At 66.6% G+C, this 22,587-nt stretch carries 25 protein-coding genes and 1 tRNA gene; 17 read left to right on the top strand and 9 right to left on the bottom strand.

Annotated elements, in window-relative coordinates; all coding sequences use genetic code 11:
- Nucleotides 1–64: 64 nt before the first annotated feature.
- From EJO71_RS15315 to EJO71_RS15295, 5 genes are all read right to left on the bottom strand, one after another.
- Entirely contained in the window at nt 65–412 is a 348-nt protein-coding gene (locus tag EJO71_RS15315) for a hypothetical protein (protein WP_116267097.1), read from the bottom strand.
- A 55-nt stretch (nt 413–467) separates the two neighbouring features.
- Nucleotides 468–668, bottom strand: coding sequence for a major capsid protein (locus EJO71_RS15310; RefSeq protein WP_116266886.1), 201 nt, complete (start codon nt 666–668; stop codon nt 468–470).
- Nucleotides 669–868: 200 nt separating this feature from the next.
- Nucleotides 869–1,096: a hypothetical protein gene (locus EJO71_RS15305; RefSeq protein ID WP_125949261.1), complete on the bottom strand. Its 228-nt coding sequence runs from the start codon at nt 1,094–1,096 to the stop codon at nt 869–871.
- Nucleotides 1,096–1,425: a hypothetical protein gene (locus tag EJO71_RS15300; RefSeq protein ID WP_116266888.1), complete on the bottom strand. Its 330-nt coding sequence runs from the start codon at nt 1,423–1,425 to the stop codon at nt 1,096–1,098. The genes EJO71_RS15305 and EJO71_RS15300 overlap by 1 nt, the downstream gene beginning before the upstream one ends.
- Nucleotides 1,426–1,577: 152 nt before the next feature.
- Nucleotides 1,578–2,342 carry a hypothetical protein gene (locus EJO71_RS15295; RefSeq protein ID WP_240651389.1) on the bottom strand — a complete coding sequence of 255 codons (765 nt, stop codon included), beginning with the start codon at nt 2,340–2,342 and terminating at the stop codon, nt 1,578–1,580.
- Nucleotides 2,343–2,464: 122 nt separating this feature from the next.
- Here EJO71_RS15295 and EJO71_RS15290 point away from each other — a divergent pair, with 122 nt between their 5' ends.
- From EJO71_RS15290 to rapZ, 4 genes are read left to right on the top strand one after another with little or no spacing between them, the layout of a single operon-like run.
- Nucleotides 2,465–2,725, top strand: a complete 261-nt coding sequence (locus EJO71_RS15290; protein ID WP_125949262.1) for a hypothetical protein — start codon at nt 2,465–2,467, stop codon at nt 2,723–2,725.
- Between the two features lie 10 nt (nt 2,726–2,735).
- Nucleotides 2,736–3,647, top strand: a complete 912-nt coding sequence (locus tag EJO71_RS15285; protein WP_125949263.1) for an NAD kinase — start codon at nt 2,736–2,738, stop codon at nt 3,645–3,647.
- A gap of 1 nt (nt 3,648) precedes the next feature.
- A complete protein-coding gene (recN, locus tag EJO71_RS15280) occupies nt 3,649–5,331 on the top strand; it encodes a DNA repair protein RecN (protein ID WP_125949264.1) in 1,683 nt (560 codons plus the stop codon).
- Nucleotides 5,328–6,206 (top strand): RNase adapter RapZ, encoded by an 879-nt coding sequence (gene rapZ, locus EJO71_RS15275; RefSeq protein WP_125949265.1) that lies wholly within the window; start codon nt 5,328–5,330, stop codon nt 6,204–6,206. Before recN ends, rapZ begins: the two co-directional genes overlap by 4 nt.
- Nucleotides 6,207–6,218: 12 nt before the next feature.
- Here the strand turns inward: rapZ and mutY are convergent, their stop codons facing one another.
- The 3 genes from mutY to mutM all read right to left on the bottom strand — a co-directional run bounded on the left by mutY (nt 6,219) and on the right by mutM (nt 10,170).
- Nucleotides 6,219–7,253 carry an A/G-specific adenine glycosylase gene (gene mutY / locus EJO71_RS15270; protein WP_125949266.1) on the bottom strand — a complete coding sequence of 345 codons (1,035 nt, stop codon included), beginning with the start codon at nt 7,251–7,253 and terminating at the stop codon, nt 6,219–6,221.
- A gap of 40 nt (nt 7,254–7,293) precedes the next feature.
- Entirely contained in the window at nt 7,294–9,255 is a 1,962-nt protein-coding gene (locus EJO71_RS15265) for a dynamin family protein (RefSeq protein WP_125949267.1), read from the bottom strand.
- Between the two features lie 102 nt (nt 9,256–9,357).
- Entirely contained in the window at nt 9,358–10,170 is an 813-nt protein-coding gene (mutM, locus tag EJO71_RS15260; RefSeq protein WP_125949268.1) for a bifunctional DNA-formamidopyrimidine glycosylase/DNA-(apurinic or apyrimidinic site) lyase, read from the bottom strand.
- An 83-nt stretch (nt 10,171–10,253) separates the two neighbouring features.
- Here mutM and EJO71_RS15255 point away from each other — a divergent pair, with 83 nt between their 5' ends.
- The 8 genes from EJO71_RS15255 to EJO71_RS15220 all read left to right on the top strand — a co-directional run bounded on the left by EJO71_RS15255 (nt 10,254) and on the right by EJO71_RS15220 (nt 16,816).
- Nucleotides 10,254–12,119, top strand: a complete 1,866-nt coding sequence (locus tag EJO71_RS15255) for a tetratricopeptide repeat protein (RefSeq protein ID WP_125949269.1) — start codon at nt 10,254–10,256, stop codon at nt 12,117–12,119.
- Nucleotide 12,120: 1 nt separating this feature from the next.
- A complete protein-coding gene (locus EJO71_RS15250; RefSeq protein ID WP_125949270.1) occupies nt 12,121–12,648 on the top strand; it encodes a lipoprotein insertase outer membrane protein LolB in 528 nt (175 codons plus the stop codon).
- A complete protein-coding gene (gene ispE / locus EJO71_RS15245; protein WP_125949271.1) occupies nt 12,645–13,526 on the top strand; it encodes a 4-(cytidine 5'-diphospho)-2-C-methyl-D-erythritol kinase in 882 nt (293 codons plus the stop codon). The genes EJO71_RS15250 and ispE overlap by 4 nt, the downstream gene beginning before the upstream one ends.
- Before the next feature lie 70 nt (nt 13,527–13,596).
- Nucleotides 13,597–13,673 (top strand) — tRNA-Gln (locus EJO71_RS15240).
- A gap of 140 nt (nt 13,674–13,813) precedes the next feature.
- Complete coding sequence (locus EJO71_RS15235) at nt 13,814–14,788, top strand: ribose-phosphate pyrophosphokinase (protein ID WP_081269883.1); 975 nt, start codon at nt 13,814–13,816, stop codon at nt 14,786–14,788.
- 86 nt (nt 14,789–14,874) lie between these two features.
- Nucleotides 14,875–15,552 (top strand): 50S ribosomal protein L25/general stress protein Ctc, encoded by a 678-nt coding sequence (locus EJO71_RS15230; protein ID WP_125949272.1) that lies wholly within the window; start codon nt 14,875–14,877, stop codon nt 15,550–15,552.
- Between the two features lie 85 nt (nt 15,553–15,637).
- Nucleotides 15,638–16,270 carry an aminoacyl-tRNA hydrolase gene (gene pth, locus EJO71_RS15225; RefSeq protein WP_125949273.1) on the top strand — a complete coding sequence of 211 codons (633 nt, stop codon included), beginning with the start codon at nt 15,638–15,640 and terminating at the stop codon, nt 16,268–16,270.
- Nucleotides 16,271–16,483: 213 nt separating this feature from the next.
- Complete coding sequence (locus EJO71_RS15220; RefSeq protein WP_240651390.1) at nt 16,484–16,816, top strand: hypothetical protein; 333 nt, start codon at nt 16,484–16,486, stop codon at nt 16,814–16,816.
- Here EJO71_RS15220 and EJO71_RS15215 read toward each other — a convergent pair.
- On the bottom strand, nt 16,813–17,100 hold the full coding sequence (locus EJO71_RS15215; protein WP_125949275.1) for a YfhL family 4Fe-4S dicluster ferredoxin: 288 nt from the start codon (nt 17,098–17,100) through the stop codon (nt 16,813–16,815). The genes EJO71_RS15220 and EJO71_RS15215 overlap by 4 nt on opposite strands.
- A gap of 103 nt (nt 17,101–17,203) precedes the next feature.
- Here EJO71_RS15215 and EJO71_RS15210 point away from each other — a divergent pair, with 103 nt between their 5' ends.
- The 5 genes from EJO71_RS15210 to EJO71_RS15190 all read left to right on the top strand — a co-directional run bounded on the left by EJO71_RS15210 (nt 17,204) and on the right by EJO71_RS15190 (nt 22,459).
- Nucleotides 17,204–18,154 carry an ABC transporter permease gene (locus EJO71_RS15210; protein WP_125949276.1) on the top strand — a complete coding sequence of 317 codons (951 nt, stop codon included), beginning with the start codon at nt 17,204–17,206 and terminating at the stop codon, nt 18,152–18,154.
- Entirely contained in the window at nt 18,151–19,026 is an 876-nt protein-coding gene (locus EJO71_RS15205; RefSeq protein ID WP_125949277.1) for an ABC transporter permease, read from the top strand. Before EJO71_RS15210 ends, EJO71_RS15205 begins: the two co-directional genes overlap by 4 nt.
- 5 nt (nt 19,027–19,031) lie before the next feature.
- Nucleotides 19,032–20,021, top strand: coding sequence for an ABC transporter ATP-binding protein (locus EJO71_RS15200; protein ID WP_125949278.1), 990 nt, complete (start codon nt 19,032–19,034; stop codon nt 20,019–20,021).
- Complete coding sequence (locus tag EJO71_RS15195) at nt 20,018–20,851, top strand: ATP-binding cassette domain-containing protein (protein ID WP_125949279.1); 834 nt, start codon at nt 20,018–20,020, stop codon at nt 20,849–20,851. The genes EJO71_RS15200 and EJO71_RS15195 overlap by 4 nt, the downstream gene beginning before the upstream one ends.
- Nucleotides 20,852–20,965: 114 nt before the next feature.
- Nucleotides 20,966–22,459 carry an ABC transporter substrate-binding protein gene (locus EJO71_RS15190; protein ID WP_125949280.1) on the top strand — a complete coding sequence of 498 codons (1,494 nt, stop codon included), beginning with the start codon at nt 20,966–20,968 and terminating at the stop codon, nt 22,457–22,459.
- The last annotated feature ends 128 nt before the right edge of the window (nt 22,460–22,587 follow it).

The raw sequence follows: 22,587 nt of genomic DNA, 5'->3' as shown, positions 1-22,587 counted from the left end.
CGGCAACGCTCAGTGAAAGACGATCCATGCTGCCCCCAAGATTGCGAGGCAGACGAGCACCGCCTCAGGTGTTATGGCCATGTTGGTTCCCCCAGTCGTGAACAGCGGTGGCAATGAACTTCACCGCCCACGTCGCAGCCCAGACCAGCACCACCAACCACGAGAGATTGACCGCATCGCCTGCGGTGATGAGCCCGCACGGTTGCGCGGTATACGGAGCAGTCAGGGTGATGGCGGAACCACCACCTACCGGCGTCAGGCTGTACGTGATCGATGCACCGTCCACCGACGATGCATTGACGACATAGCTCACTTCGCCCTGGCGAAGGAAGGAGCCGACCTGCGACGACGCGGAAGCAGCTGCAGCAGCCGCCGCCGTGTCGTAGCAAGCCGAGCCGACCTGATAGCTCACAGCGCCACCCCCGACCCGAGGCGCGCCACAAGCGCGAGAGTGGTGCTGCTAGCCATCACAGGCCCTTGCGCATGAACTTGAACGCGAACAGCGCGATCACGGCCACGAGGACCAGCGTAGCCACGGACACGCCGTCCGCCTTCGCATCGCCGAGCGACGTGGTCACCTCGGTGGGCACAGCAGCCCAGACGTTGCCTGCTGCGATGAGGGCAGCACCTTGAACGGCTGCCAACTTTGCGAAAAATGCCTTCTTCATTTCGAACTCCTGAAACAGCGCGGGATTGCGCCCGAATGCCCACGGCGTCTCTCGACGTTGGCAGGCATTCAGTCGAAATCACTCTCACAACTCCAGCTCGCGCAGGAAGGCGCGAACGTCCTTGACGATCCAGCGGAACACGCAGATGCAGACGGCAATCTGCGCGCATACCAGGAGCCACTGAATCACCGGCACAGCAGTCACTTGTCGCCCCTCCAATGCATGGACGGCACGGCAGCGTGATCGCGGTGGCGGGCATCCTCGATGCGGTAGCGACGCTCGACCACCAGCAGCGCCAGATCGAGCGCCTTACTGAGGATCGCGGAGCACATCACGCCGAAGCCAACGCCGACGACGATGGCCCAGAGGACCAAGCGCGACAGCTCGGCCTCTGGCAGCACGCAACCGTCAATCAGACAGGCGAGCATCACGAAGCCTTCGGAGCAGCAGGCTGCTGCGGAAGCCGGCCCTGCGCCGGAACGAAGCCCGTAAGCATCGACACGATGTCGCCCTTGGAATCCCCGAAGTCGGGGACGCGCAGCGAGAACGTCGCGGCAAACAGACCGACCTTCATCTGCTCGCGCAGCTCGGGCATGACCTGATCGCTGCGCAGCGTGCCCACGGTGAGCACACCGCCCTTCTCATCGCGCAGCACGCAACGAGCAGCGAAGTGGTTGTAGTCCTTGCCAGTGCGCTTGCTGGTGCGGACTTCGTTCTCGATGGCGAGGACTTCGAGGATGGAACTGAATTGCGACATGTTGAACTCCTAAAAGGCCGCATGTAGCGGCAGGCTCTAGCGACGTGCTAGCCGGAAGCCCTCGCACGAGGGCTACGAGCTAGCGAGTCAGAAGAGACGCCGCTGCACCCAGAACTCCCGGCGACGAATCAGGGACCAGCGTTGAGAGGGGGTCACAGCGCACCCCACTGAGCAGCCATCGCCTGGGCGATTCCCTGCCTGGTCGTACTGCGACGACGCCAACGATCCGGACCGGGCGACTCGCGATGCACCACGGACCACTCAGCGTGCTCGCGGGTGCGCGACTTCGGCGGCGTGAGCATCCTGGTGGGCTTGAGCGGCGGGAGGCCAATCAGCTCAAGCCCGGTGGCCTTGAACTCAGGATCACCGAACCAGTAAGGCTGCACCACCTGCCGAGGACCCGGCTTGATCAGCTCCCGGGCATAACGATGCATCACCGGGTTCTCTATGGCCTTGAGCGGGATGGGCGCATCACGCAGCTCGCAGTAGAACGCTGCAGCCTCCTCCAGCTCGGCCCACATCTGCGCCTTCGTCTTCCCCGAGGGAGGCTCGTGCAGCCAGCGCACGCCACTGTTCGCGAGCCTGGTGCACGTCGGGTGCGCCACCATCAGATCGAAACCGAGGTCCAGCACATGCCGAACATCGCCCTGGATATGCCAGGCGGAATCACCCTCTGTAGGCAGCAGATCACACGACCATGCGTGATGGCCAGCGGCTCGAAAAGCAGCACTCACGCGGCCGCTGTACTCGCACGCCACGAGCACCCTCAAGGGTGTGCCCGCCTGCTGGCCGGAGGCCGAGGGAGCGGCCAAGCTCGGCGCGACCTCGTTTACCTCTTGCGAGGCACCAGCAGGGGGGCACTCGGGTTGCCGCTGCGCCGACTGGGCGAACAGCGGGAAAGACGTTTGAGAAAGCATGGCCGCTCCTGTAAAAAACTTAACCGAGTGTTAAGTGTGCGAATGATGAAGGACGACTTAACAGGTCGTCAAGCTTTTTCTTAACAGGGTGTGATGAAATGCTCCGGTTAAAGGAGCCCGCAATGCAGACCACCATGCAACTCTTCGAGAGAGCGCTCAGCCACCACAAACAAGCCGAGTGGGCTCGCCTACTGAACCTCACCGAAGCCGCGCTCTCCCAAGCAAAAAAACGAGGCCGACTGAGCCCGACCATGGCGGGAAGCATTGCCACACAACTAGGTGAGAATCCGACCCAATGGATAGCAATCGCAGCCATCGAAGCAGAGCCCGACTCACCCGCGAAGAAGGCGCTCGTACGCGCCCTCAACATCGCAAAGTTGTAATTTGTGAGATATGACCTCTCGCTTTCGTCACGTCGCCCTGATCGGCAAATACCAGGCTTCCGGCGCCCGGGCGCAGGCCGACGCGCGCGACAGCGTCATGGAGGGCATCGGCGCCTTCCTCGAATCCCAGGGCTGCACGGTGTTCGTCGAGCGCCCGACGTGCGAGGAAGCCGATGACGGCGCTCCCGCCCATCCGCGCTATGAGGCCCTCACCGTCGAGGAAATCGGCCAGCGCTGCGACCTCGGCCTCGTGGTCGGCGGCGACGGCACCATGCTCGGCATCGGCCGGCAGCTTGCCAGCTACGGCATCCCGCTGATCGGCATCAACCGCGGCCGGCTCGGTTTCATCACCGACATCCCGCTCGACAACTACCAGGCCACGCTGATCCCGATGCTGGCCGGCGAATACGAGGAAGACCACCGCAGCCTGATGCATGCGCAGGTCGTTCGGGACGGCGCATCGGTTTTCGACGCCTTCGCCATGAACGACGTGGTCGTCAACCGCGGAGCCACCTCCGGCATGGTCGAGCTGCGCGTGTCGGTGGGTCGCCATTTCGTGGCCAACCAGCGCGCCGACGGGCTGATCATCGCCACGCCCACGGGCTCGACCGCTTATGCGCTGTCGGCCGGCGGGCCGCTGCTGCATCCGGCCGTGCCTGGCTGGGTGCTTGTGCCGATCGCGCCGCACACGCTGTCGAACCGCCCGGTATTGCTGCCCGATGCCGACGAGATCGTCATCGAGCTGGTCGGCGGACGCGACGCCAGCGCCAATTTCGACATGCAGTCGCTCGCCTCGCTCGCGATCGGCGACCGCGTGGTGGTGCGCCGCTCCGACTTCCGCGTGCGCTTCCTGCACCCGCGCGGCTGGAGCTATTTCGACACGCTGCGCAAGAAACTTCACTGGAACGAAGGGGGCTCCTGAAATGGCGCTGCGACGCATCGCACTGCGCGACTTCGTGATCGTGCGATCACTCGAACTCGACCTGTCCGGCGGCTTCACGGTGCTGACCGGCGAAACCGGCGCGGGCAAATCCATCCTGATCGACGCGCTGCAACTGGCACTGGGCAACCGGGCCGACGCCGGCGCGGTGCGCGAAGGCGCTGAGCGGCTCGACGTGAGCGCCGAATTCGACGCCGATCCGGCCCTCGACAGCTGGCTCGACGAAGGCGGCTTCGAGGCCGGCGACGCGCTGCTGCTGCGCCGCACCGTCGACCTGCAGGGCCGCAGCCGCGGCTGGATCAACGGCAGCCCCGCCACCGCCACGCAACTGCGCGAACTCGGCGACCGCCTGCTCGACATCCACGGCCAGCACGCCTGGCAGAGCCTGACGCGGCCCGAGGCTGTGCGCGGCCTGCTCGATGCCTACGCTGGCGTGCGCACCGACGCACTCGACGCCGCATGGCAGGCCTGGCGGCAGGCGCTTTCCGCGCTCGAGCACGCGCGCTCGGCGCAAGACTCGCTGCAGCGCGAACGCGAGCGGCTGCAGTGGCAGATCGCCGAAGTTGCCAAGCTCGCGCCGGGCGCCGACGAGTGGGAAGAGCTTTCGACCAACCACTCGCGCATCTCCAACGCTCAGGCACTCATCGACGCGGCCCAGGGCGCCAGCCAGGCGCTCGAAGACGACGACAACGGCGCCCTCTCAGCCCTCACGCGCGCGGCCACGCTGCTGCAGAACTGCGAGCACATCGAGCCCGAATTCCGCGCGCTGGGCGAAGTGCTTGCCTCCTGCGTGGCCCAGGCTTCCGACGCGGCCCACACGCTGCACGGCTACCTGCGCGATGCCGACACCGATCCGCAGACCCTGGCCGAGCTCGACGAGCGCATGGGCCTTTGGATGTCGCTCGCGCGCCGCTACAAGCGCCCGCCGGCCGAGCTGCCGGCGCTGCTCGCCGGCTGGCAGGCCGAGCTGCAGGCGCTCGACGCACAGAGCGATCTCGAAGGCCTGGAGCGCGCTGAACAGACTGCGCAGCAGGCCTACATGAAAGAGGCCAAGGCGCTGGGCAAGACCCGCAAGCAAGCCGCCCCTCGCCTCGCACAGGCCGTCACCGACGCAATGCAGGGCCTCGGCATGCAAGGCGGGCGCTTCGAAGTCGAACTGCAGGCGCTGGCCCAGCCCAGTCGCGCCGGCCTCGAAGACGTGGCCTTCCTCGTGGCTGGCCACACCGGCAGCACGCCTCGGGCCATCGGCAAGGTGGCTTCGGGCGGCGAACTGTCGCGCATCGCGCTGGCCATCGCCGTCACCACCAGCCAGCTCGGCGCCGCGCAGACGCTGATCTTCGACGAGGTCGATTCCGGCGTCGGCGGCGCGGTCGCTGAAACCGTCGGCCGCCTGATGAAGCAGCTCGGCCGCGATCGCCAGGTGCTCGCCGTGACCCACCTGCCCCAGGTGGCCGCATGCGCCGACCACCACCTCGTCGTGGCCAAGCGCCAGACGGCGGCGACCGGCGGCGACGGCCCGCGCACCGAAAGCGGCGTGTCGCGCCTCGACGACGACAGCCGCGCCAGGGAAATCGCCCGCATGCTGGGCGGCGAGAAGGTCTCGCAGACTTCGCTCGCCCACGCGCGCGAAATGCTTGGCCACAAGACCTCGGCGGCCTTGCAATGACCCTCGACCTTGTGCTCATCACGGGCATGTCGGGCTCCGGCAAGTCGGTGGCCCTGCATGCGCTGGAAGACGCGGGCTACTACTGCGTCGACAACCTGCCGCCCGAACTGCTGACTTCGTTCATCGCGCTGCAGCACGAGCAGCAGGCCACGCGGGTCGCCATTGCCATGGACGTGCGCAGCGGCGTCTCGCTGCCGACCGTCCCGCAGCAGCTCGAGGCGCTGCGCCGCGACGGCGGCATCTCGCTGCGCTCGCTGTTCCTCGACGCGACCACCGACGCCCTGCTGCGCCGCTATTCGGAAACCCGCCGCCGCCATCCGCTCTCGCGCCAGGAAGGGCGCACCGACGTGCCCGAGCAGCATCGCGTGCTGGTGCAGGCCATCGAACTCGAACGCGAACTGCTGGCCGACCTGCGCGACGGCGCCGACGTGATCGACACCAGCCTGATCCGGCCGGCGCAGCTGCAGAGCTACATCAAGTCGCTGATCTCGGCGCCGCAGAGCGCGCTGACGCTGGTGTTCGAATCCTTCGCCTTCAAGCGCGGCGTGCCGCTGGATGCCGACTATGTGTTCGACGTGCGCATGCTGCCCAACCCGCACTACGTGCCAGCGCTGCGCCCGCTCACGGGCCGCGACGAGCCGGTGATCGAGTGGTTGCGCGAGCATGACGACGTGGCGCGCATGTACGACGACATCGAGCAGTTCCTGACGCACTGGCTCGACGCGCTCGCGCGCGACCATCGCAGCTACGTGACGGTGGCCATCGGATGCACCGGCGGGCAACACCGCTCGGTGTTCCTGGTCGAGCAGCTGGCCCGCTCGTTCGGCGCTCGCTGGGGTGCGCTCAAGCGGCACCGCGAGCTCGACGCGAACTGATCGAACGCAGGGCTAGGCCCCGCCGCCCTCCAGCAGCTTTCGCATCGGAGCCGGCAGGCCCAGCCGACTCCATTCCTCCACCCCGACCCAGCGCGCGCCCTCGCCCTGCGGCTGGCCGCCGTCGATCTGCACCGGATGCAGGTGCAGGTCCTTGTGGGTCAGCACATGCACGAAGGCCGGCAGGTCATGCGCGCCGCGCCGCGCGGTCGCGGGCAACGCGGCCAGAAGATCTTCGCGGCTGTCGAATACCGGCAGGCAGTAGAGCCCGGCCCAGATGCCCTTCGCCGGCCGCTTCTCCAGCCACACGCGGCCTTGCGCATCGCGCGCCAGCAGCACCCAGAGCGATTGGGCGCTGCGCTTGAGCTTGCGCGTCTTGACGGGGTAGCGCTCCGGCGCGCCTTCGCGCAGGGCCGCGCAGGCCTTCTGGACCGGGCAGATCATGCAGCTCGGCTTGCGCGGCAGGCACACCGTGGCACCCATGTCCATCACGCCCTGCGTGTAGGACGCGATGGCTTCCTTTTCCCTGGCAGGCGGCAGGAGTTGCGTCGCCAGGTCCCACAGCGCACGCTCCTGTGCCGCGGAAGACATGTCGCCCGCGAAGCCAAGCACGCGCGTCAGCACGCGCTTCACGTTGCCGTCGAGGATCGCCACGCGCTCGCCGAAGCAGAAGGCGGCGATGGCAGCGGAAGTCGACCGGCCGATGCCCGGCAGGGTGACCAGCTCGGCGGCGGTGCGCGGAAACTCGCCGCCGAAGCGCGCGACGACCTCCTGCGCGCAGCGATGCATGTTGCGCGCGCGGCTGTAGTAGCCCAACCCGCTCCAGAGCCCGAACACCTCGTCCTCCGTGCCGGCGGCCAACGCCTTCACGTCGGGAAAGCGTTCGAGAAAACGCGCGAAGTAGCCGAGCACCGTCGACACCTGCGTCTGCTGGAGCATCACCTCCGACAGCCACACGCGGTACGGGTCGCGGGTGTTCTGCCACGGCAACTGGCTGCGGCCGTGGCTGCGCTGCCAGCTCACGATTTGCGCAGCGAAATCCGGGGGCAATGCCAGGGTTGCAGTCGCCGCCGCCTTGGAGGCGGAATCTTCAGGCCGCACGCAGTTCGCCGATGGTGGCCGCGGGTTGCGGCTTTCCGTGCTGTGCGATGAGCGAAGTGAACTCGCGCAGCTGCACATGCAGCTCGGCAAGATTGCTTTCCTGCGCAGCGAGTTCGATCAACCGTTCGTCGAGATTGCCCGCCGCGCTTTGGATGCGCTCGATCGCCTCGATGCGCTTGCTGAAGTTGCGGCGGCGCTCCTTGAGCTGCGCATCGATCTGCGCGCTCGCGCCCTTGCTCCAGCGCTCCACCTCGGTCATGGCGGCCTCGTTGACCAGCCTCAGCCGGCTGGCCAGCGCACGGACCAGCTTGTCGCAGAAGTCGGCCTGCGCGAGCTTCAGCAGGTTGCCCACGCCCAGGTAGTGGATGTGGCTGCGCTCGATCTGCGCCAGCTCCTGCTCGAAGCCGGTCAGATCAGGCTCGGCCGGTGCCTGCAGGGTGAAGCCCTGCTCGGCGTTGAGCTGGCGGAAGGTGGCGTGCAGCATCGACTGGATCTCGGCCGTGGTCGCCTGCACTTCGCGCAGGTTGTTGCGCAGCGAGTCGAAAGTCTCTGCGTACACCTTGCGCACGTTGAACTTGACGCCGGGGCGCTTGAGCGCTGCCGACAGCTTCACCATGTCTGCCTTCAGCGCGGTGCGGCCGAGCACGGCATACACCTCGCGCAGCAGCTTGCCCTGCACCGAGCGCAGCGCCAGGATGCGCGTGTTGCTGCCTTCGAACTCGGCATGCTCCTGGTCGATGCGCGCGCGCATGTGGCGGATCACCGAGACGTTCTTGCCGCGCAGCCCCTGCAGTTCGAGCGCCTGCTCGGCCAGGTCGCGCTGGCGCACCTTCAAAATGCGTTCGGCCTCGGCACGCAGCGCGGTCATGCCCGCGTCGACAGCGAGCCGCAGCATGGTTTCGCGCTTGCCGAGGACGCCTTCGGCCAGCAGCGATTCGAGCGCCGGCAGGCGGCTGGCCTGCAGCAGCAGGCTGTCGTGCTGGATCTTGGCCTGCAGGCCCTTCTGCGCGGACACGGGCAGCACCTGCGCCAGCGGCACTTCGAGCAGGCGGGCCGCGCCTTCGCGCTGGCGCTCGATCTGCTGTTCGATCTGCACGGGGGCGCTCAGCGTGTCCCACATCGTGTCGATCTTGTTGAGCACCACGAAGCGCGTGTCGTTACCTTCGTCCTCGGTGATCAGATGTTCGCGCCAGATCGAGAGGTCGGAGCGCGTCACGCCGGTTTCGGCGCCAAGAATGAAGACCACCGCGTGCGCCTGCGGGATCAGGCTCACGGTAAGTTCGGGTTCGGCGCCGATCGCGTTCAGGCCCGGCGTGTCGAGAATCACCAGCCCCTGCTCCAGCAGCGGGTGCGGCATGTTCAGCACCGCGTGGCGCCAGCGCGGGATTTCAACGCGGCCTTCGGCGTCCTGCACCGGGTTGTCGTCGGGCGTGTCGTCGTTCCAGAAGCCCAGCGTGCGGGCTTCGTCCTTGCTGACCCAGCGCACCTCGGCCACCTTGCTCATGGCCTGCGCCAGTTGCTCGGCATTGCCGACGTCGATGGCGATCTCGGTCCAGCGCGTGGGCTTGTCGCGCCAGTGAGCCAGCGAATGGGGCTCCAGCCGGGTCTCGATGGGCAGCAGGCGCAGCTTGGGCGCATGCGCGGCGTCGTAGCCCAGCTCGGTCGGGCACATCGTCGTGCGGCCGGCGCTCGCGGGCATGATGCGCCGCCCATAGCCGGCGAAGAAGATGGCGTTGATCAGTTCCGACTTGCCGCGCGAGAACTCCGCGACGAAGGCGACCATGACCTTGCTGGTACGGATCTGCGTCTCGAGCCCGCGCAGGCGCTCCGCCACCGCCTGGTCGAGCAACTCGTTCTCGGTCAGCCAGCGGGACAGCCACTGCAGCCGGTGGGCGAAATTGCTCCGCCATGCGCCGTGCTGATCGAGTTGTTGGTTGAAGGAGCGGCTCAAGGGGGATATGTAAGAAACAATTTACAAATATACATCGGCAGGCATGCCGCCATGGTTTCTGGATTGTTTCTATTTTTCGGTTTCTTTTGCGCGGGCCTGTGCCTACTTCTGGCAATTGGGGCAGTAATAGGTGGAGCGCTGCCCCTGGCGCAGCAGCTTGATCGGCGTTGCACAAACCCGACACGGCTCGCCAGCGCGGCCGTAGACGGTCGCTTCGAGCTGGAAATAGCCATTCTGGCCGTCCACATTGGAGAAATCGCGCAGCGTGCTGCCGCCCTTCTCCACCGCCCGCGCCAGGATTTCACGCACGGCCGCATGGAGCCTGGCCGCGCGCGGACGGCTGATGCGCGCCGCCGACAGCGTCGGCCGGATGCCCGCCTGGAACAGCGCCTCCGACGCGTAGATGTTGCCCACACCCACCACCACGTCGCCGGCCAGCAGCACCTGCTTGACGGCGGTCTTGCGCTTCCTGAGGCCGGCGTGGAAGGCATCGAGGTCGAAGCCTTCGTCCAGCGGCTCCATGCCCAGGCCGCCGAGCAGCTTGATGGCCCACGGCGCGGCTTCGTCCTCCACGTAGACCACGGCGCCGAAGCGGCGCGGATCGTTGAGCCGCAGCGTGCCCCGGTCGGTGACGAGGTCGAAATGGTCGTGCGGCCCGGGCGGCGGCAGTGCCGCATCGAAGCGCAGGCTGCCCGACATACCCAGGTGCAGCAGCAGGATGCCGCGGTCCAGGTCGATCAGCAGGTACTTGCCGCGCCTGCGCACCTCGCGCACCTGCCGCCCGACAAGCGCCTCGGGCAGCACCATCAGTGCCCAGCGCAAGGGCTTGCCGATGCGAACCGCCTCGACGCGCCCGCCTGCGATGCGATCGGCAAACCCACGGCGGGTAACTTCGACTTCGGGTAGCTCGGGCATGAAAAAAGTAAATCTCAGGCAAACGCCGGCGGCGACGAGGCCCCACGCGATGCTCGTTCAAAAGCCTGGATTATTATGACCAGATGAATCTTTCGCCCCGCCGACACCGCCTTGCGGCGGCCGCGTCTCTCGCCTTGATGGCTTGTGCCGTTCACGCGCAATCTTCCGATCCCGCAACCCCCGCCAGCCCCGCTCCCGTCATCGAACGGTCGGCACCGCCGAAGCCCGCGGCCAGGCCTCGTCCGGCCGCGGCAAAGGCGGCCAGCGAACCTGCGGCACCGTTGCAGTCTGCACTGACGGCCGACCTGTTCTACGAAATCCTGATGGGCGAAATGACGGCGCGCTCCGGCGACCCGGGCTCCGGCTACGCGCTCGTGCTCGATGCCGCCCGCCGGCTGCGCGACGGCAAGCTGTTCCAGCGCGCGGTCGAGATCGCCCTGCAATCGCGCTCCGGCGATGCGGCGCTGGCCGCGGCACGGGCCTGGCAGGAAACCTTGCCGAACTCGCGCGACGCACGCCGCATCGAGTTGCAGATCCTGATCGCGCTGAACCGCATCGGCGAAACCGTCGAGCCGCTGCGCGCCGAAGTGGCAGCCACCTCGCAGATCGAGCGCCCGCTGCTCATGGCCGTGATCGCACGCAACTACTCGCGCGCTTCGGACAAGAAGCTCGCCGCCTCGGTGGTCGAGCAGGCTTTGGTCGACGAGCTGAAGAGCCCCACCACCGGCGGGCTCGCCTGGGCCACCGTCGGTCGGCTGCGCCTCAACGCGGGCGATGCTTCCAGTGCGCTCGAGGCCGCGCGCAAGGGCCAGGAGATCGATCCGGCCTCCGAGGCACCTGCCGTGCTGGCGCTCGAAATGATCGACCCCGGCCAGCCGCTCGCCGAACCGATCGTCACGCGCTACCTGAACAACAACCCGAAGGCCGCGCCCGACCTGCGCATTGCCTATGCACGTGTGCTGGTCGAGAACCGGCGCTACAACGATGCCGCCGCGCAGCTCCAGACGGTGACCACGTCGCGCCCCGAACTCGCGGAGCCGTGGCTGCTCCTCGGCAGCCTGCAGATGCAGAACCGGCAGGACGCCGCGGCCGAGGCCTCGATCAAGCGCTTCATCGAATTGTCGGGCAGCCAGAAGGCCGCCAGCAAGGATGCCGACGCCAATGACGCAGCCGACCGCAAACGCGGCCTGTCGCAGGCGTACTTCGCGCTGTCGCAGCTGGCCGAGCGGCGCAAGGACTATGCGGCAGCCGAGCGCTGGCTCTCGCGCATCGACGGCGCCGACGAGCTGGTGGCCGCGCAGACGCGCCGCGCGACCCTGCTGGCGCGCCAGGGCAAGCTGCCCCAGGCCCGCGAAGTCATCCGCGGACTGCCCGAGCGCACGCCCGAGGACAAGAAGCAGAAGTTCCTGGCCGAAGTTCAGCTGCTGCGCGACGCTAAGCAGTTCCAGGCGGCATACGACATGCTCGCCCAAGCCTCGGCGGCGTCGCCGGACGACGGCGACCTCGTCTACGACCAGGCCATGATCGCCGAGAAGCTCAACCGCCTCGACGACATGGAGCGCCTGCTGCGCCGGCTCATCGAACTCAAGCCCGAGAACCAGAACGCATACAACGCGCTGGGCTACTCGCTCGCCGATCGCAAGATCCGGCTCGAAGAGGCACGCACGCTGATCCAGAAGGCCGTGCAACTGGCGCCGGCAGACCCGTTCATCGCCGACAGCCTGGGCTGGGTCGAGTTCCGGCTCGGAAACACGGCCGAGGCCATCCGCATCCTCGAAGCGGCCTACAAGACGCGGCCCGATCCCGAGATCGGCGCGCATTTCGGCGAAGTCCTGTGGACTTCCGGCCAGAAGGACCGCGCTGTCACGATCTGGAAGGAAGCCCTGTTGAGCGATGCCGAGAACGAGACGCTGCAGGAAACGCTGAAACGCCTGCGAGTGAAGCCCTGAGATGGCGCAGGCACTGGCTTTCGCGCCAACGCAGGCAGGCCGCCGCGCCTTTCTGGCTGTGGGCGGAGCGGGCGTTCTGCTGGCAGCCGGCTGCGCGCAGCTGTCCGGCGGCTCTTCCGCACCGAAATCCACGGACAGCTGGAGCGGCCGCATGTCGCTGCGCATCGAGAGCGAGCCGGTCCAGACCTTCGCCGCGCTGTTCGAGCTGCGCGGCTCGGCCGACACGGGCGACCTCACGCTCACCACGCCCATCGGCAGCACGCTCGCGCAGCTGCATTGGGCACCGGGCGAGGCGCTGCTGAAAGACGGCAGCAGGACACGCCGCTTCGACTCCGTCGACGAATTGATCGAAGCCGCGACCGGCGCCGCCATTCCGGTCGGTGCACTGTTCGGCTGGCTCGCGGGCCGCAACGACCCGGTGCCCGGCTGGAAGCCCGACCTTGCGCAACTCGGCAACGGGCGGCTGAATGCCGTGCGCGAGTCGCCGAGCCCGCGGGCCGATCTGCGCATCGTGTTCGAGCGGTCATGAAGGCGATCTACGACCTCCCCGCGCCGGCCAAGCTCAACCTCTTTCTTCACATCACCGGCCGGCGCGACGACGGCTATCACCTGCTGCAGTCGGTCTTCGTGCTGATCGACTGGTGCGACACGCTGCACGTCGAACTGCGGCGCGATGGCCAGCTCAGCCGGGAAGACCTGACGACGGAACTGCCCGCGGACGACCTGATCCTGCGTGCGGCGCGCGCCCTGCAGCCATTCGCGGCACCCGGGCAGGGTGCGCACATCGGCGTCGCCAAGCATGTGCCGGCCCAGGCGGGCATGGGGGGAGGCTCGTCGGATGCGGCCACCTGCCTGCTTGCGCTGAACCGCCTCTGGGGGCTGAACCTGCCGCTGTCGCGGCTGGCCCACATCGGCCTGAAACTGGGCGCCGACGTGCCTTTCTTTCTTGCCGGCCGCAATGCGTGGGTGGAGGGCATCGGGGAGGAAATCACACCGGTTACACTCCCACCGGCGCGTTTCGCGGTGGTCAAACCACCGGAGGGACTCGATACCCGATTAATTTTTTCGGCTTCGGATCTTCAACGTGCCACGCCTGTTGCTATAATCTCAGGCTTTGCTGCAGATAGCGAATCGTCTGAAGCGACAAACTTGGGAAACCAGGTTTTCGATTTCGGCCACAACGACCTGCAGCCGGTTGCCCAGCGACTTTGTCCCGCGGTCACCGACGCCATCGAATGGCTCGGCACCCAAGGATTGAAGGCCCGGATGACCGGCTCCGGAAGTTCGGTGTTCGCGAAGATGCCGCAAGCGCCGCAGGAAGCGGAACTGCTCGAAGCCCCCGAAGGCTGGCAGGTTCGTCAATGCAGCAACCTGGAAGTTCATCCACTCTGCGGATGGGCAACCTGAAGATGATCGGATCGTTCATTCGGTTCGATGCGACATATATCGGTTGGTGGTGAAAACCATCGACCCGTGTAGGGGAGTCGCCAAGCTGGTTAAGGCACTGGATTTTGATTCCAGCATGCAAAGGTTCGAATCCTTTCTCCCCTGCCAAATCTTCAACGACTGCGGCCCGATGGCCGCAGTCTTCATTTGCAGCCCACCCGCTGCAATAATCGGCGGCTCACCGGTCGCCACGCAACAAGAACCTTTTGGCGGCTTCCTAAGCCCACTTGCACTGCCGGGACGCGCTCATGCAGGCTAATCACCCTGATTTCATGGTTTTCACCGGCAACGCCAATCCGGGCCTTGCTGCAGAAATCGCGCACAACCTCGGCACCTCGCTGGGTGCTGCCCGCGTCGGCCGCTTCTCCGATGGTGAAGTCACCGTCGAGATCAACCAGAACGTCCGGGCGCGCGACGTGTTCGTGGTGCAGTCGACATGCGCTCCGACCAACGAAAACCTGATGGAATTGCTGATCATGGTCGATGCGCTCAAGCGTGCCTCGGCCGAACGCATCAGCGCCGTGATCCCCTACTTCGGCTATGCCCGCCAGGACCGCCGCCCGCGTTCCAGCCGCGTGCCGATCTCGGCCAAGGTGGTGGCCAACCTGCTGGAAACCGTCGGTGTCGAGCGCGTGCTCACGATGGACCTGCACGCCGACCAGATCCAGGGCTTCTTCGACATTCCCGTCGACAACATCTACGCGTCGCCAGTCCTGCTGGGCGACCTGCGCGCCAAGAACTACGAAGACCTGATCGTGGTCTCGCCCGACGTCGGCGGCGTGGTTCGCGCCCGCGCGCTGGCCAAGCAGCTGAACTGCGACCTCGCCATCATCGACAAGCGCCGCCCGAAGGCCAACGTCAGCGAAGTCATGAACGTGATCGGCGAGATCGACGGCCGCAACTGCGTGATCATGGACGACATGATCGACACTGCCGGCACGCTGGTGAAAGCCGCCGAAGTGCTGAAGGAACGCGGCGCCAAGAGCGTGTACGCCTATTGCACGCACCCGATCTTCTCGGGCCCGGCCATCGAGCGCATCACCCAGGGTTCGGCCCTCGACGAAGTGGTCGTGACCAACACCATTCCCCTTTCCGACGGCGCCAATGCCTGCGGAAAGATCCGCCAGCTCTCCGTGGCACCGCTGATCGCCGAAACGATCCAGCGCATTGCCAAGGGCGAGTCGGTGATGAGTTTGTTCTCGGATCAGGACAACCTGTTCTGACCGGGGCATGAAGCGGGCCTCCTTTGCTGGAGGCCTTTTTGAACCGGAGTCGCACTGGTCGCGGTGGACTCTCACAGGAGCTAGTTATGAAATTCGTCGCTTTTGAGCGCGCAAAGCAGGGCACGGGTGCGAGCCGCCGTCTCCGCATCACGGGCAAGACCCCGGGCATCGTCTACGGTGGCGACACCCAGCCGCAACTGATCGAGATCGATCACAACGCGCTGTGGCACGCCCTCAAGAAGGAAGCCTTCCACTCGAGCGTTCTCGAGATGGAACTGGGCGGCAACGTCAGCAAGGTTCTGCTGCGCGACGTGCAATACCACCCCTTCCGCCAGCTGGTGCAGCACATCGACTTCCAGCGCGTGGACGCCAAGACCCGCATGACCATGAAGGTGCCGCTGCACTTCAAGGGTGAAGAAGAATCCGAAGCCGTCAAGATCGACCTGAACCTGGTCAATCACGTGACGACCGAACTCGAACTGAACTGCCTGCCGAGCGATCTGCCCGAGTTCATCGAAGTCGACCTGTCGGGCCTGAAGAAGAACGGCACCGTCACGCTGAAGGACATCAAGCTGCCCAAGGGCGTGAAGTGGGTCAGCCACGGCAAGGTCAACCCGGTGCTGGCTTCGGCCGTGTCGCCGGCGGCTGAAGAAGTCGACGCTCCCGCCGAAGGCGCCGCTGCCGATGCAGCAGCCGCTCCGGCCGGCAAGGGTGGCAAGGCTGCGGCCAAGACGCCCGCCGCCAAGGCACCTGCCAAGAAGTAATCAGCTTCTTTCGCATCCGTTGCTTGTTGAAGGCCCGCCTCGTGCGGGCCTTCTGCTTTTCCGGCGGACCGGATAATCCACGACCATGATCAAGCTGTTTGTCGGCCTCGGAAACCCGGGCCCCGAGTACGAAGCCACGCGGCACAACGCCGGCTTCTGGTGGATCGACGCCCTCGCGCGCGAATGGAAGCTCAACCTGGTGCCAGAGCGCAGCTATCACGGCCTCGCCGCGCGCACGAGCATCGGCGGCCAGAGCATCTGGCTGCTGGAGCCGCAGACCTTCATGAACCTGTCGGGCAAGTCGGTGGCCGCCCTCGCGCGCTTCTTCAAGATCGCACCTGAAGAAATCCTCGTGGTGCACGACGAGCTCGACGTGGTCCCGGGCCAGGTCAAGCTCAAGTTCGGCGGCAGCCATGCCGGCCACAACGGGCTGCGCGACATCCACGCGCAGCTGGGCACCGGCGACTACTGGCGGCTGCGCCTTGGCATCGGACACCCCGGCGTGAAGTCGGAGGTCGTCAACTGGGTGCTCAAGAAGCCGCTCAAGGAACAACGCGAAGCGATCGAGGACGCCATCACCCGCACCCTGCACGCGATCCCCGCGCTGGTGGCGGGCGAGATGGAGAAAGCGACCCTGGTCATTCACACGAGCAAACCGCCCCGGCCCAAGCCGCCGCGGAGGGAGCCCGGCGACGGGGGCACGCCTGCCGCCACCTAGCCGGCCATCGGAGTGCAGGAGGGAGAGAAATAAAAAATGAGTGGAAAAACCAAGAAGAAGAGAGAAAAGGGAACGAAAGCAGGGAGGATTGGAATTGCTACGCTTTCGATAGCAACATGCATCTATTCCGCAGGTGCTCTCGCCCAGGGCGCTGGGCAAACCTGGCGATGCGGCAACACCTATTCCGACCAGCCCTGTGAAGGCGGCAGGACGGTGAAGGTGGACGACCACCGCAGCAACGAAGACCGCCGGGCCGCCGATGCCGGGACGCGCAACAACCAGACCCAGGCCGATCGCCTCGAACGCAGCCGGCTGTCGCTGGAAAAAGCGGCCTACGACCGCGACCAGCGGGCCGCGCGGGAGGCAAGGAGCGCAGCCCTGGCGGAGAGACGGCTCGCCATGGCCGAGCAACGGGAACGTGACCGCGCACGCAAGGAGGCCAGCGCGCCTCGCAGATCGAGCATGAGCTTCAGCGGCGGCCAGGGCGCGAAGGCGGCCGGCGACGCGCCGGCTCCCAGGAAAAAGAAGCGGAAGTCGGCCGACTAGCCGCCGGACGACGCTGCCGATGCCGCAGCAGTCACCTTGATCGCCGTGAGACGCTGGTACTTCTGCATCAGCGTCTCGCGGCTTTCCACATGCTCGGGGTTCACGGGAATACAGGCCACCGGGCAGATCTGCACGCACTGTGGCTCATCGAAGTGGCCAACGCACTCGGTGCACTTGTGCGGATCGATCTCGTAGAACGCCTCACCCATGTAGATCGCATCGTTCGGGCACTCGGGCTCGCAGACATCGCAGTTGATGCATTCGTCGGTGATCATGAGGGCCATCCCCCGATTATCGCGGGCCTTGGCCGACGGGCCGCCGGTGAATGACAAAGGCCACATTCGGGGCACATTTGTTGCAGGAGTCAGTTATGCTGCGCCCCGCCCCATGAGTCTGTTTCTAATCAAGCGCCTTGCCACGCTGATCGGCACGCTGGTCGGTGCCTCGATCATCGTCTTCCTCGTGCTCGAGATCCTGCCCGGCAACGCCGCGCAGATGCTCATGGGCCCCGACGCCTCGCCCGAGGCCGTCGCAGCCCTCGCAACCAAGCTCGGCCTCGACCAGCCCGCATGGACGCGCTACTGGCACTGGATCGGCGGCCTGCTCACCGGCAACCTCGGCGACAGCTACGCCTACAGCTCTCCGGTGCTCGACCTGATCCTCGAACGCCTCGCGCTCACCGTGCCCCTGGCCGTGCTGGCCATGGCACTGACTGTCGTGATCGCGCTGCTGGTGGGCGTGACCGCAGCGGCCCGCCACAACAAGCTCGGCGACGTCGGCCTCATGGGCATGGCCCAGGTCGGCATCGCCATTCCGAACTTCTGGTTCGCCATCCTCTTGATCCTGGTGTTCTCGGTGCAGCTGCAGTGGTTCTCCGCCGGCGGCTTCGAGGGCTGGGGCGAAGGCATCTTCGCGGGGATCAAGTCGCTGCTGCTGCCTGCCTTGTCGCTGGCTGTCGTTCAGGCCGCGATCCTCGCGCGCATCACGCGCTCGGCCGTGCTCGAAGTGATGCGCGAGGACTTCGTTCGCACGGCGCGCGCCAAAGGCGTGTCGCAGCGCATGGTGCTGTGGACCCACGTGCTGCGCAACGCGATGATCCCGGTCATCACGGTCATGGGCATGCAGTTCTCCGAACTGCTGGCCGGCACGATCGTGGTGGAGAACGTGTTCTATCTTCCCGGCCTGGGCCGGCTGATCTTCCAGGCCATCAGCAACCGCGACCTGATCGTGGTGCGCAACTGCGTGATGCTGCTGGCGGCCATGGTGGTCATTGTGAACTTCGTGGTCGACGTGCTCTACGCCGTGATCGACCCGCGCATCAAGGCCAGCGACATATGAGCACCGCAGCAGTCCCCAACGCGGCCGCGCTCAAGGTGCCGGGCTTCTGGCGCCGCGCATTGCATCACCGCAGCTTCGTGCTGGGCGGAACGCTGACATTGCTCCTGCTGCTCGCTGCCGCCGTCTCGCTGGTGTGGACGCCGTGGTCCCCCTACGAGATGGACATGGCCAACAAGCTGAAGCCGCCGACGGGCGCGCACTGGCTGGGCACCGACACCTACGGGCGCGATGTAGCGTCGCTGCTGCTGGTGGGCGCACGCGCGTCGATCCTCGTGGGCGTGATCGCCGTCGGCATCGGTCTCGTGGTCGGCACCGCGCTCGGCCTGCTCGCGGCAGCAAAGCGCGGCTGGGTCGAGGAAGCCATCATGCGGCTCACCGACTTCTCGCTGGCCTTCCCCGCGATCCTTTCGGCCATCATGATGACGGCGGTGTTCGGCGCGGGCATCGTCAACGCGATCATCGCGATCGGCATCTACAACATCCCGACCTTCGCGCGCATCACGCGCGCCTCGGCCAATGCAATCTGGTCGCGCGAGTACGTGGCCGCCGCGCGCGCCTGTGGCAAGGGCGGCTTCGCGATCACCATGCAGCATGTTCTGCCGAACATCTCGGCCGTGCTGATCGTGCAGATCACCATCCGCTTCGCCATCGCCATCCTTGCCGAGGCCGCCCTCTCCTACCTCGGCCTCGGCACGCAGCCGCCGCAGCCCTCATGGGGCCGCATGCTCAGCGAGGCCCAGACAATGATGTTCCAGGCCCCCCTGCTCGCCGTGTTCCCCGGCATGGCCATCGCGTTCGCGGTGCTGGGCCTGAACCTGCTCGGCGACGGCCTGCGCGACCTGCTCGACCCCCGACTGGCACGGGCGAGGTAAGCAAGATGCCCCTGCTCGAAGTCAAGGACCTCCGCATCGGCCTGCAGACGCAGCGTGGCCCCGCCGAGGCGGTGCGCGGCATCGGCTTCACGCTGGAGCGTGGTGAAACGCTGGGCATCGTCGGCGAATCGGGCTGCGGCAAGTCGATCACCGTGATGTCGCTCATGGGCCTGCTGCCATCGACCGCGAAGGTCGGCGGCAGCATCCGCTTCGACGGCACGGAGCTCGTCGGCCTTCCCGAAAAGCAGATGTGCCAGATCCGCGGCAACCGCATCGGCATGATCTTCCAGGAGCCGATGACTGCGCTGAACCCGGTGCACACCATCGCGCGCCAGGTCGGCGAGCCGTTGCGGCTGCACCGCGGGCTCTCGAAGGCCGACGCGCGCAAGGAAGTGCTCGCGCTGCTGGAGCGCGTGGGCATTCCCGATGCGGCTTCGCGCCTCGATGCGTACCCGCACCAGTTCTCGGGCGGCCAGCGCCAGCGCATCGGCATCGCGATGGCGCTCGCATGCGGGCCCGACCTGCTGATCGCCGACGAGCCCACCACCGCGCTCGACGTCACCATCCAGAAGCAGATCCTCGAGCTGATCAAGAGCCTCGTGGCCGAGCGCGGCATGGCGCTGATCCTGATCTCGCACGACCTCGGCGTGATCGCGCAGACGGTCTCGAAGATGCTCGTGATGTACGGCGGCAGCGTGGTCGAGAGCGGCCCGACCGAGGCCGTGTTCGCACGCCGCGCGCATCCCTACACGCAGGGCCTGTTCGCCGCGCGTCCGGCCATCGGCGCACCGCGCGGCCAGCGGCTGGCCACCATCAGGGGTAGCGTGCCCGAGCTGGTCGACCTGCCGAAGGGTTGCCCTTTCGCTGGTCGATGCAGCTACACCGTCGACGCCTGCAAGACCACGCCGCCACCGGCCACGATGCTGCCGCACGACCACGCGGTGCGTTGCATCAGGCTCGAGGAGATCGCCGCGCAAGGAGCCATCGCACCATGAGCGCGACCACCACCAACGCATCACCGCTGCTGCGGGTCACCAACCTCGTGCGTCACTACGCGCTGCCGCGCGAGAAGCTGTTCGGCCCGCCGCCGACGGTGAAGGCGCTCAACGGTGTGAGCTTCGACGTGCAGGCCGGCAAGAGCGTGGGCATCGTCGGCGAATCGGGCTCGGGCAAGTCGACCATCGCGCGCCTCGTGATGGCGCTCGATACACCCACCTCGGGCACCGTCTCGCTCGAAGGCCGCAACCTTCACGCGCTGTCGAAGGAAGAGCTGCGCGTGGCGCGGCGCGACTTCCAGATGGTGTTCCAAGACCCTTATGGTTCGCTCGATCCGCGCCAGACCGTCGCGCGCATCGTCGCCGAGCCGCTCGAGGCATTGGCAGCCACCAGCCGCGCCGAGCAGCGCGAGCGCGCCAGCGAAACGCTGGCCGCGGTGGGCCTGCGCACCACCGATCTCGACAAGTACCCGCACGAGTTCTCCGGCGGCCAGCGCCAGCGCATCGCCATTGCGCGAGCCCTCATCACGCGCCCCAAGCTCATCGTGGCCGACGAGCCCGTGAGCGCGCTCGACGTGTCGGTGCAGGCCCAGGTGCTCAACCTGATGCAGGACCTGCAGCAGCAGTTCGGCATCAGCTACCTGCTCATCAGCCACGACCTCGCGGTGGTCAACCACCTGTGCGACGACGTGTGCGTGGTGTGGAAGGGCCTGATCGTCGAGCAGGGCCCGCCCGCCGAACTCTTCCATCACGCGAAGCACGAGTACACGCGCACATTGCTCGACGCGGTGCCCCGCACGCCCACTGGCGGCACGCTGCTCGCCGCCTGACTGACATCGAAGCGTCGCCCGCCCTGCTTAGGATGAGTGGGTCATAAGCATCTGGTTGCGCATGCGCCCGCCGTCGCGGATGATGCCTGCCCCCTGTTCCGAGGACACCGCTTCATGCTCAAACGACGCACCCTGCTCGCCACCGGCGCCGCAGCCCTGACACCGCTGGCCCTGCCGACCCTCGCCCTGGCGCAGAAGAGAAAGGATGCGCTGGTCATCGGCCTCACGCTGGAGCCCACGGGCCTCGACCCCACGGCCAAGGCCGGCGCCGAGATCGCCGAGGTGGTGCTCTACACCGTCTTCGAGACCCTCACCAAGATCAACTCCGACGGCAGCGTCACACCGCTGCTGGCCGAAAGCTGGGAGGTGTCGCCCGACCTGAAGACGCTCACCTTCAGGCTCAGGCGCGGCGTCAAGTTCCAGAACGGCGAGCCCTTCAATGCGCAGAGCGTGAAGTTCTCGTTCGACCGCGCGGCCGCGGCCAACAGCACCAACAAGGACAAGCGCACCTTCACCAACATCGCGACGCAGGTGGTCGACGACCACACGGTGGTGCTGATCACGAAGGAGATCGAGCCCGACCTGCTGTTCCTGCTCGGGCAGGCCTCGGCCATCATCGTCGAGCCCAAGACGGTGGAGACCAACGCGACCAAGCCCGTCGGCACCGGCCCCTACAGGCTCGACAACTGGTCCAAGGGCTCGAGCATCGGGCTCGCCAAGTGGGACGGCTGGCGCAACGCCGAGGCGGTGCAGATCCGCAAGGCCAGCTTCCGCTTCATCTCCGAACCGGCCGCGCAGACCACCGCGCTGCTCTCAGGCGACATCGACCTGTTCCCGCATGCGTCGGTGTCGCGCAGCCTGCCGCAGTTCCAGAACGACAAGCGCTTCCAGGTGGTGTTCAACGCCTCGCGCGGCAAGACCATCCTCGCCATCAACAACAGGCGCAAGCCTCTCGACGACGTGCGCGTGCGCCGCGCGATCTCGGCTGCCATCGACCGCAAGGCGGTGATCGAAGCGGCCGTCGACGGCCGCGGCATCGCCATCGGCAGCCACTACGTGCCGGGTGCGCCGGGCTACGTCGACACCACCGGCATCAACCCCTACAACGTCGAGAAGGCGAAGCAGCTGCTGGCCGAAGCCGGCGTGAAGACGCCGCTCGAACTCGAGCTGGTGCTGCCGCCTCCGCCCTACGCACGCCAGGGCGGCGAACTCATCGCCGCGCAGCTCACCAAGGTGGGCATCGTCGCGAAGATCCAGAACGTCGAATGGGCGCAATGGATCAGCGGCACCTACGGCAACAAGAACTACGACCTCTCGCTGATCCTGCACGTCGAGCCCTTCGACCTGGTGAACTACACCAAGCCGGAGTACTACTGGGGCTACCAGTCGGCGAAGTTCAACGAGATCTTCGACAAGGCGCGCGACGCCGCGCGCCCGGCCGACCGGCTGCGCTACCTGGGCGACGCGCAGCGGCTGCTGGCGGAGGACGCGGCCAACGTCTTCCTGTTCCAGCCACAGTTCATCACCGTGGCGGGGCGCAACCTGCGCGGGCTGTGGAAGGACACGCCGATCTTCGTGAACGACATCGCGGCCCTGTCCTGGGCCTGAGCGAGGCACCACCGCCTACGGGAACGTCCCGAGGAAAAACCGGCCCGGGGCCCGCGCACCGGCGCGCCCGCTGCGAGAGAATGACCGGCCGTGCACGTGGCATCTTTCGTGCTGCGTGCCGTGTCTTT

It is taken from the genome of Variovorax sp. 679, assembly GCF_003952185.1.
GTDB lineage: Bacteria > Pseudomonadota > Gammaproteobacteria > Burkholderiales > Burkholderiaceae_C > Variovorax.
Note: the sequence above shows the minus strand (reverse complement) of the source record. Positions and strands in the feature narration are given on the sequence as shown.

Coding starts and splice junctions, on each gene's coding strand:
- EJO71_RS15300 (WP_116266888.1), bottom strand. CDS start 1,425: ATGTCGCAATTCAGTTCCATCCTCGAAGTCCTCGCCATCGAGAACGAA.
- ispE (WP_125949271.1), top strand. CDS start 12,645: ATGAAGGCGATCTACGACCTCCCCGCGCCGGCCAAGCTCAACCTCTTT.
- EJO71_RS15295 (WP_240651389.1), bottom strand. CDS start 2,342: ATGCTTTCTCAAACGTCTTTCCCGCTGTTCGCCCAGTCGGCGCAGCGG.
- EJO71_RS15290 (WP_125949262.1), top strand. CDS start 2,465: ATGCAGACCACCATGCAACTCTTCGAGAGAGCGCTCAGCCACCACAAA.
- EJO71_RS15205 (WP_125949277.1), top strand. CDS start 18,151: ATGAGCACCGCAGCAGTCCCCAACGCGGCCGCGCTCAAGGTGCCGGGC.
- EJO71_RS15200 (WP_125949278.1), top strand. CDS start 19,032: ATGCCCCTGCTCGAAGTCAAGGACCTCCGCATCGGCCTGCAGACGCAG.
- EJO71_RS15305 (WP_125949261.1), bottom strand. CDS start 1,096: ATGCTCGCCTGTCTGATTGACGGTTGCGTGCTGCCAGAGGCCGAGCTG.
- recN (WP_125949264.1), top strand. CDS start 3,649: ATGGCGCTGCGACGCATCGCACTGCGCGACTTCGTGATCGTGCGATCA.
- EJO71_RS15250 (WP_125949270.1), top strand. CDS start 12,121: ATGGCGCAGGCACTGGCTTTCGCGCCAACGCAGGCAGGCCGCCGCGCC.
- rapZ (WP_125949265.1), top strand. CDS start 5,328: ATGACCCTCGACCTTGTGCTCATCACGGGCATGTCGGGCTCCGGCAAG.
- pth (WP_125949273.1), top strand. CDS start 15,638: ATGATCAAGCTGTTTGTCGGCCTCGGAAACCCGGGCCCCGAGTACGAA.
- EJO71_RS15235 (WP_081269883.1), top strand. CDS start 13,814: ATGCAGGCTAATCACCCTGATTTCATGGTTTTCACCGGCAACGCCAAT.
- EJO71_RS15310 (WP_116266886.1), bottom strand. CDS start 668: ATGAAGAAGGCATTTTTCGCAAAGTTGGCAGCCGTTCAAGGTGCTGCC.
- EJO71_RS15255 (WP_125949269.1), top strand. CDS start 10,254: ATGAATCTTTCGCCCCGCCGACACCGCCTTGCGGCGGCCGCGTCTCTC.
- EJO71_RS15230 (WP_125949272.1), top strand. CDS start 14,875: ATGAAATTCGTCGCTTTTGAGCGCGCAAAGCAGGGCACGGGTGCGAGC.
- EJO71_RS15195 (WP_125949279.1), top strand. CDS start 20,018: ATGAGCGCGACCACCACCAACGCATCACCGCTGCTGCGGGTCACCAAC.
- EJO71_RS15210 (WP_125949276.1), top strand. CDS start 17,204: ATGAGTCTGTTTCTAATCAAGCGCCTTGCCACGCTGATCGGCACGCTG.
- EJO71_RS15285 (WP_125949263.1), top strand. CDS start 2,736: ATGACCTCTCGCTTTCGTCACGTCGCCCTGATCGGCAAATACCAGGCT.
- EJO71_RS15215 (WP_125949275.1), bottom strand. CDS start 17,100: ATGGCCCTCATGATCACCGACGAATGCATCAACTGCGATGTCTGCGAG.
- mutM (WP_125949268.1), bottom strand. CDS start 10,170: ATGCCCGAGCTACCCGAAGTCGAAGTTACCCGCCGTGGGTTTGCCGAT.
- EJO71_RS15190 (WP_125949280.1), top strand. CDS start 20,966: ATGCTCAAACGACGCACCCTGCTCGCCACCGGCGCCGCAGCCCTGACA.